Source organism: Dolichospermum lemmermannii CS-548 (genome assembly GCF_028330815.1).
GTDB classification, from domain to species: domain Bacteria; phylum Cyanobacteriota; class Cyanobacteriia; order Cyanobacteriales; family Nostocaceae; genus Dolichospermum; species Dolichospermum lemmermannii.
This window is the reverse complement of sequence record NZ_JAQMTJ010000155.1, coordinates 1-8726: the sequence shown is the minus strand read 5'-3', so window position 1 is coordinate 8726 and position 8726 is coordinate 1. Positions and strand designations below refer to the sequence as shown.

The 8726-nt window shown below is 41.3% G+C and carries 10 protein-coding genes; 8 read left to right on the top strand and 2 right to left on the bottom strand.

Annotation, left to right across the window (positions count from 1 at the left end; translation table 11 throughout):
* Positions 1–293 precede the first annotated feature (293 nt).
* Positions 294–1334, bottom strand: a complete 1041-nt coding sequence (locus PN450_RS10130) for a response regulator (protein WP_271836189.1) — start codon at positions 1332–1334, stop codon at positions 294–296.
* Between the two features lie 226 nt (positions 1335–1560).
* Between PN450_RS10130 and PN450_RS10125 the strand changes: the two genes are divergently transcribed.
* From PN450_RS10125 to PN450_RS10090, 8 genes are all read left to right on the top strand, one after another.
* Positions 1561–2496, top strand: coding sequence for an RluA family pseudouridine synthase (locus tag PN450_RS10125; protein WP_271836188.1), 936 nt, complete (start codon positions 1561–1563; stop codon positions 2494–2496).
* Positions 2497–3113: 617 nt separating this feature from the next.
* Positions 3114–3635 carry a phycocyanin subunit beta gene (locus PN450_RS10120; RefSeq protein ID WP_015079015.1) on the top strand — a complete coding sequence of 174 codons (522 nt, stop codon included), beginning with the start codon at positions 3114–3116 and terminating at the stop codon, positions 3633–3635.
* Between the two features lie 82 nt (positions 3636–3717).
* Complete coding sequence (gene cpcA, locus PN450_RS10115) at positions 3718–4206, top strand: phycocyanin subunit alpha (RefSeq protein ID WP_015079016.1); 489 nt, start codon at positions 3718–3720, stop codon at positions 4204–4206.
* Positions 4207–4539: 333 nt separating this feature from the next.
* Positions 4540–5400, top strand: a complete 861-nt coding sequence (locus tag PN450_RS10110; protein ID WP_271836187.1) for a phycobilisome linker polypeptide — start codon at positions 4540–4542, stop codon at positions 5398–5400.
* Positions 5401–5831: 431 nt separating this feature from the next.
* Positions 5832–6071 (top strand): phycobilisome linker polypeptide, encoded by a 240-nt coding sequence (locus PN450_RS10105; RefSeq protein WP_015079018.1) that lies wholly within the window; start codon positions 5832–5834, stop codon positions 6069–6071.
* 16 nt (positions 6072–6087) lie between these two features.
* Positions 6088–6918 (top strand): HEAT repeat domain-containing protein, encoded by an 831-nt coding sequence (locus PN450_RS10100; protein ID WP_271836186.1) that lies wholly within the window; start codon positions 6088–6090, stop codon positions 6916–6918.
* 85 nt (positions 6919–7003) lie between these two features.
* On the top strand, positions 7004–7603 hold the full coding sequence (locus tag PN450_RS10095; RefSeq protein WP_148760696.1) for a HEAT repeat domain-containing protein: 600 nt from the start codon (positions 7004–7006) through the stop codon (positions 7601–7603).
* A gap of 37 nt (positions 7604–7640) precedes the next feature.
* Positions 7641–8477: a phycobilisome rod-core linker polypeptide gene (locus PN450_RS10090; protein ID WP_015079021.1), complete on the top strand. Its 837-nt coding sequence runs from the start codon at positions 7641–7643 to the stop codon at positions 8475–8477.
* Here the strand turns inward: PN450_RS10090 and PN450_RS10085 are convergent, their stop codons facing one another.
* The gene (locus tag PN450_RS10085) at positions 8478–8630 is read right to left on the bottom strand and encodes a hypothetical protein (protein WP_210422379.1); all 153 of its coding nucleotides are present in this window, start codon (positions 8628–8630) and stop codon (positions 8478–8480) included.
* Between the last annotated feature and the right edge of the window lie 96 nt (positions 8631–8726).

The window sequence follows — 8726 nt, the reverse complement described above, 5'->3', positions numbered from 1 at the left end:
TAAGTAAGTAGACGAAAATAAATCAAAGTATATTAAGTAATGTAAAAAATCTGGAGATGATTTCGTAGTGAGGGCTTCAGCCCTCAAATGAGGAATAAATTCCTCACTACAAACTTTGAATTATTCAAGCCGTTCTACTTAGTCAGTTACTTAGTGATAGATGAAGATTACACTGGATAAATGTAATCCTCAATATTTCCCGATTGTAAGCTGTTACGCAGCTAAATTTGATAACCTTTTATTGATAGATATTGGCAGCCATGATGAAGTTCATTAACCTGACTTGTGAATTTTCACACAATATGTTGAAAAATTATTTTCAGTAAATCCCCTTGGGAAAAAGGTTTTTCTAAATAACCATTAGCTTTCACAAACTTAGCTTTTGCTATATCTCTTAATCCCATTCTTTCAGTCATCAAAATCACAGGAGTATTTTTATAATGCGTGTGCTTCCGTAATAAAGAACAGATTTCATAGCCATTTAAATTAGGCATTTCTACACTTAGTAAAATGATATCTGGCTGCGCTCGCAGAATTTCCATTAAAGCTTGGGAAGAATCCATGAATTTCAGCACAGAAAATATTTGCTCATCTAAAAAATTTTCCACAGCATTTAATATGCTATAATCATCGTCCACACCCAAAATACTGTATTTCTTTCTAGCAGTAACTTGAGGGTTAATCGGCTGATTTATATGTGGTTTAGAATCAACTTGCTCAGAATTATTTTTGGGTAATTGTTCCTGATATGTGCTATGTGAATCTGACTGATAATAATTTTCAAAATTCAAATTTTTCTGAACATCAACCTTAACCCCTGATTGAGATTGTTCCACTAAAGTTCTTAAATTCAAATGACAAAATTTAGGGAGATTATCTAAAAAAGTATGAGGAACAAATTCATAACTGCCATATTCTAACTTCAGTAATGGTTGTAAAACCTCCAGCGCCAATTTTTCAATCAGCAAAGCAGCCTGGACGTGACTAATATATTTTTGATTAACTAACCAACAAATTGCTAAATAATCCGGATTGGGGATTGATTGATTCTCAATATCTTTTTCAAAAATCATCCGTACCTGTTCGTTGATACCCAGAGGAAGAGTAGAAATTTGCTGACTTAACTGCTGTAAATTTCGGTAAAGAGGTTCAAACATTTCCTCAGAGTAACCAGCGTAAATTAACTTACCCTGATCCATATATATTGACCATGCACCCGACTCGCTAAAGACTTGTAAACAACCAGTAAAAGAATTATTAGTAATCTTCTTTAATAGAGTAATTGGTTGTAGCTTTTGGAAAAATCTATATCTACTAATCGGAATTGTATTCATACTCTGAGATTGATCATTAAAATTTTCTCTCATGATCATTTAATTACTGGATTTTACAAAGGTTTTAAATTCTAATTCTTGAATTCTTACTTTTAGGTTACTATAGATTTTTTAGAGAAATAAAAAAGTATGTTAAACATAATATGAAAAAATGAAGTCTAGAGGTTTGACCCGAACACCTCTAATTTTTAAGCCCAATGTTTCTTAAATCACCCAATACTTAATCGTGTCTGCAATTAATAATATCCAAGTTACCGAAAATAGCGATCGCCTAGATCGTTACCTATCCCAAGAGTTATCAGATTTATCCCGTTCTCGCATCCAGCAGTTAATAGAACAGGGTCATGTTCAAATTAATAATCTCATCTGCACATCTAAGAAGATTAACCTAAAAACAGGCGATCTCATTACCCTCGAAATTCCCGTCGTTCAACCTTTAGCAATAATCGCCGAGAATATTCCCCTAGACATCCTCTATGAAGACGACGAGTTAATTATTATCAATAAACCCGCCGGTTTGGTTGTTCACCCCGCACCAGGCCATCCTGACGGAACTTTAGTTAATGCTATCTTGGCACACTGTCCCAATTTACCGGGAATTGGTGGCATTCAGCGTCCGGGAATAGTCCATCGTTTAGACAAGGATACAACGGGAGCGATTGCGATCGCTAAAACAGACCTGGCTTATCAACATCTACAAGCACAACTACAAGCAAAAACCGCCAGAAGAGAATATTTAGGTTTAATTTACGGTGTCCCCAAAACAGAAACCGGAAGTATAGACTTACCCATTGGTCGCAATCCCCAGGACCGCAAAAGAATGGCCATCGTTTCTATAGAAGATGGTGGACGTAATGCTATCACCCATTGGCGAGTAAAAGAACGCTTTGGAAATTACACATTAATTCACTTTCAACTAGAAACAGGCCGGACCCATCAAATTCGCGTCCACAGTGCCAAAATGGGTCATCCTCTCGTTGGCGACCCCATTTATAGTTCTGGTCATTCCCTCGGCGTAAATTTGCCAGGACAAGCATTACACGCTTGGAAACTCCAGCTACAACATCCCGTTTCTGGAAATTTGGTGGAAGTGACAGCACCCCTTCCCCGCAGCTTTGCAACTTTACTGGAAGTGTTACGCCGTCGTAGTGGTCTTTATTAAGAATTTCTGCAAAAATAGCCATTTATTCTCAATTTGTGAATATAGCTTTTTTAATATTTATATCCCCCCTGGGGGGAAAAAGTAGCAGGTTTTCCAAATATTTAGAAATGTAAATTTAACAATTCTTAACAAAACTTAGCTAAAACTTATACAACAAAAAACTGCTGTAATCCATTTATGATAGTGAGTTTCTGGAAAATTAAAACAATCTTTAACTGCTGAATATTGCGATTGTTGTCAAAAAATGTAAAGTCGTGTAACAAAAATATTGACTTTTTATCAGTTGTAATCCTTGTGTATAAAGGATTTGAGCTAGTTTGTAGGCGACGATCTTATTTATTCATAATTTGTAACAAATAATGGCTCTATGGCATTGTATAAACATAAACTGTAGGGGTTAAACAACAGGAGAAAGTTGAAAAAAGCAGGCAATTCAGCAAGTTTGCCAGTTTCTCAAAAAATTCCCCTTGACTCTCATAATTTCTGGTTTTTAAACTGTAAACTGGTAGATGAGAAGACAAAATGAGAGACGCTTTGATTTGACTCCGTTGCGAACAAATCCGAATTAGTTTTAATTTAGACATCTCTCAACTAAGTAATTTAGGAGATTAGAGTCCATGACATTAGATGTATTTTCCAAAGTTGTTTCCCAAGCTGACGCTAGAGGCGAATTCCTCAGCACCGAACAACTAGATGCTTTAACCGCAGTTGTAGCTTCCGGCAGCAAGCGTTTAGATGTTGTTAACCGCATTACCAGCAACGCTTCCGCTATCGTTACCAACGCGGCTCGTTCTTTGTTTGAAGAACAACCCAACTTGATCGCTCCTGGTGGAAACGCTTACACCAACCGTCGTATGGCTGCTTGTCTCCGCGACATGGAAATCATTTTACGCTATGTAACCTACGCAGCGATCGCTGGTGATGCTAGTGTTCTTGATGACCGTTGCTTAAATGGTTTGCGCGAAACATACCAAGCTTTGGGTACTCCTGGTTCTTCCGTAGCAGTTGGTGTTGGTAAAATGAAAGAAGCAGCGATCGCTATCGTTAACGATCCTAACGGTATCACCAAAGGTGATTGCAGTTCTTTGGTTTCTGAAGTTGCAAGCTACTTCGACCGCGCTGCGGCTGCTGTTGCCTAACAATTCATTACAAATTAGCTCGAATCTTAATTGAGCTTTTCCCAGTAAAACAAGCAAGAAACTATCTAGGAGATTTTCACCAATGAAAACACCAATTACCGAAGCAATCGCATCTGCTGATACCCAAGGACGCTTTTTAAGCAACACCGAATTACAAGCAGTTAATGGTCGTCTAGTTCGTGCTGCTGCCAGCATGGAAGCTGCTCGTGGTTTGACAGCTAACGCTCAAAAATTAATTGACGGCGCTACCAGTGCTGTATACAGCAAATTCCCTTACACCACCTCTACACCAGGCAATCAATTTGCAGCTGATAGCCGTGGTAAAGCTAAATGCGCTCGTGACGTTGGTCACTACCTCCGCATCATCACCTACAGCCTAGTTGCTGGTGGAACAGGTCCTTTGGATGAGTTCTTGATTGCTGGTTTGACTGAAATGCACGCAGCTTTCGACTTATCTCCTAGCTGGTACGTAGAAGCTTTGAAATCTATCAAAGCTAGTCATGGTTTGAGCGGTCAAGCTGCTAACGAAGCTAATACCTACATTGACTACGCAATCAACGCTCTTAGCTAGATAGCGTCATGCCCGGAGAGGGATACAATTGTTAGATGGAGTTACCCCTCAAGGGGTTTGCCAGTTATTCATGGGGAGTCACTGCGTAAGTTGGAAAATATTCTGACTAGAAATTAAGTGGCGTTAAAATCTCCAAGATCACTCTGGTTCACCTAGCAATTGGATCTGGCTCCGGGCATAGTTTTATCTACAAATAAAATAGGTTAAGAGGCAAGAGGCAAGAGGCAAGAGTCAATAGTCAATAGTCAACTGACAACTGACAACTGACAACTGACAACTGACAACTGAACAAGCTTTATTCAGCCAAGATTCGGCACAATAAAGGGGAAAAATATGGCAATTACAACAGCAGCTTCCAGACTGGGAACAGAGGCTTTTAGCGACGCACGCAGAGTTGAACTGCGCCCTAACCCCAGCCGCGAAGAAGTCGAAGCGGTAATTCGTGCTGTTTATCGGCACGTTTTGGGAAATGACTATATATTGGCATCAGATCGCCTGATTAGTGCAGAATCACTTTTACGCGATGGGAATTTAAGCGTGCGCGAGTTTGTTCGCAGCGTGGCTAAATCAGAACTCTACAAAGCTAAATTCTTCTACAACAGTTTCCAAACTCGGTTAATTGAACTCAACTATAAACATTTGTTGGGTCGCGCACCATACAATGAGTCCGAAGTAACTTATCACTTAGACTTATATATTAACCAAGGTTACGACGCGGAAATTGACTCCTACATTGATTCTCAAGAATATCAAAACAGCTTTGGGGAAAGTGTTGTTCCCTACTATCGCGGTTTTGATTTTCAAGCAGGACAAAGTGCCGCTGGTTTTACGCGGATGTTCCGTTTATATCGTGGTTATGCCAACAGCGATACTGCTCAAGTAGAAGGTTCTAAATCTCGTTTAGCGCGGGAATTAGCTAGTAATAAATCTTCCTCAGTTGTTGGCCCATCTGGTAGTAACGATAATTGGGGTTTCCGTGTATCTGCGGATAACGCTCCTAAGCAAAATCTCGGTAATGCCGTAGGACAATCGAATCGCACTTACCGTGTTGAAGTTACAGGCATTCGCAATCCTGGATACCCCAGTGTGCGCCGTAGCAGCACAGTATTTATTGTCCCTTACGAGCGCCTTCTAGACAAAATGCAGCAAATTCAGAGAGTTGGCGGCAAAATTGTCAGCGTAATTTCCACGTAAGATCCGGTGCTATTCACAAAAATATCGCGGGTCGTGTGGAAGCCACTTGGCTTCAGACAGTGGAGGAAACACGCCACGAGTGGTTTTAACCACCGTGAAAATGATAAAATTAAACTGTGAGTAGGAATAATCATCTACGTATTGAAGTGTTTTGTAAGGAGCAACCCCTGATTTACCTCGTACCTGCACTGCAACTCTGGGTAAACAAGTAATGGGAAAACATGGAGCGTACCGAACTGGCTTGTGATGAACTCGGAAAGCATTAATTGAATCCTAAGTAAGCGCAATTGCAATACTTCTCGTGCTAGTAGTTGTTTTGAGCGTCTAGGGGGATATTTGACTATCCCTTTTAAGTTAAATCTTAGAGAATCTGCGTGTCTTCAGACCGCAGAGTGTCAACGACAAAACTCATCATAGGAGATATAGAAGTAATGTTCGGTCAAACCACACTTGGTGCTAGTAGTGTTTCTTCATCTGCCAGCCGCGTATTTCGTTACGAAGTTGTCGGCTTAAAGCAAAATCAAGAAACCGACAAAAATAAATTCGACATTCGCCGCAGTGGTAGCGTATTTATTACCGTACCCTACGGACGCATGACTGAAGAAATGCAGCGGATTAGCCGTTTAGGTGGCAGAATCGTCAAAATTGAAGCTTTGACAGTAGCAGAATAAGTATAACTTCCTGGCAATGATAGAAACCAGTGGAGAAGAATATTCTGCCCAGAATGCACCAAATCTGACACCAGAGATAGCTATTGCTAACCTGCAATCATCAGATTTAAGTCTCCGCTATTATGCTGCTTGGTGGTTGGGTAAGTTCCGAGTCCGTCAGCCAGAAGCCATAGACGCGCTCATTGCTGCGCTAGAGGATGAATCTGACAGAACCGAACTGGGTGGTTATCCCTTACGGCGTAATGCTGCCAGGGCGCTTGGTAAATTAGGCAATTTAAAAGCCGTACCAGGTTTGATTAGGTGTTTAGAATGTGCTGATTTTTATGTCCGCGAAGCAGCAGCCCAATCTTTAGCTATGCTTGGAGATAAAACCGCATTACCAGCCCTGATAAAACTGCTAGATGGGGGAGTTGAGGCTGCTGTACAAGTACCTGGTTTTCCCCACCTTACCCAGCCCTATACAGCAGTATTAGAAGCCTTGGGAGCGATGGGTGCAACTGAGGCTACTTCCCTTGTGCAGCCTTTTCTCAAGCATTCTGTGCCTCGATTACAATGCTCCGCCGCTAGAGCCATGTACCAACTGACACAAGACTCTATTTATGGTGAGTTATTAGTGAAAACTTTGGCAACGGCTGATTTGAAAATGCGTCGCGTTGTGTTGGGGGATTTGGGAGCAATTGGGTATTTGGCCGCAGCAGAAGCGATCGCCCAAGCGCAAGTGGAAAATAGCTTTAAACTTATCGCTTTGAAAGGATTATTAGAGTATCAACTGCCAAAACAGTCTGATACTTTTGGTATTTCTGAACAAGCTATCCGAGTCATGAATCTCATGGATTCACTCTTGTAGTCAGTAGTCAGTTGTTAATTGTCAGTTGTAAAACTACTGACCACTGACCACTGACCACTGACCACTGACCACTGACAACGGAAAAATGGATGAACTAATTCGGGCTATTACCGTAGCAGACACACCTTCCCAGATGGTGACAGCAGTTAAAAATCTGGCAGCAGCCAAAGATCCATCGGCAATTCCGACTTTAATTGCTGTCTTTGGTTATAACAATCCAGAAGCAGCCATAGTGGCAGCAGCAGCATTGACGCAGTTGGGAGAAATAGCAGTTCCACAATTGCTAGACCAAATTGATGATTATAACTATGGCGCACGGGCTTATTCGATTCGCACTCTCGCAGCGATCGCAGATCCCCGTGCTTTAGATATTCTCATCTCTACAACACTCACTGATTTTGCCCCCAGTGTTCGCCGTGCCGCTGCTAAGGGACTAGGAAATCTACATTGGCAGAAACTAGACATTTCCGCCAGTCAAATAGCCATCAACCGCGCCCTAGAGACACTTCTCTTTATCTGTGAAGATACAGACTGGTCAATTCGTTATGCTGCTATTGTTGGATTACAAGCTTTAGCAAAAGTAGCTCTAGTCCAATCGCCTATTCTTGCTAAATTTCAATTAATGCTGACTAACGATACTGAAAAAGCAGTTCGCGCTCGCGTTCAGTTGGCCTGTAGCCAGTAAACTGATTTATATACCATATAACAAGGTAAAAGTAAAGATGTCAATACCACTACTAGAATACGCGCCCAAATCGCAAAACCAGCGAGTAGAAGGTTATGAAGTTCCCAATGAAGACACCCCAACTATTTATCGCTTAGATCGGGCTACCTCAGATCAAGATATTGATAGCATCATCTGGGCTGCATACCGCCAAATTTTCAGCGAACACCTGATTTTAGCCAGCTATAAGCAAACCGCTTTAGAATCACAACTGCGAAATCGGGCAATTACCCTGCGTGATTTTATCCGGGGTTTAGGTAAATCAGAGGTTTACCGCACCCAAGTAGCAGATACCAACTCCAACTATCGCTTAGTTGACATCACCTTAAAACGGTTCTTAGGCCGGGCTGCTTACAACAAAGCCGAAGAAATCGCTTGGTCAATTGTCATTGCGACCAAAGGTTTACACGGTTTTATAGATGCTTTATTAGAATCAGACGAGTATTTAGACAACTTTGGTGATGATGTTGTCCCCTACCAACGTCGTCGTTTTGGTTCACGCCCCTTTAACCTGGCTAACCCCCGTTATGGTTCTGACTGGCGCGATACCCAAAACATTCGCGAAATGGCTGGCCGTTCCTACTATAGCATCCGCACATCAGGACAACTAACTACAGCAGATATCCGTCGGGCAATTCCTGCCAACTTCTTCATTATGGCTGGGTCTATTATTACCAACGAATGCAACTACCAACGGAGTTTGGCTACTGCCCAATCTTTCGTTAGTAGCAGCGAAATCCCTGATACAAGCAGAGATCATCAAGAACAACCCACAATTAAACCTGTAGCAGTTTCTTTACCTTATCGTTATATTCCTGCTAACGCTAAAAATTAGTTATTGGTGATTGGTGATTGGTGATTGGTAATTGGTAATTGGTAATTGGTAAAAATAACCAACAACTGACAACTGTACGGGCGAAGCATTTGGAGAACTATTTTTGGCAATGACCGATAATTTATCTTCCAAATGCTTCGCCCCTACCAACAACTGACAACTGTACGGGCGAAGCATTTGGAGAACTATTTTTGGCAATGACCGATAATTTATCTTCCAAATGCTTCGCCCCTACCAACAACTGACAAC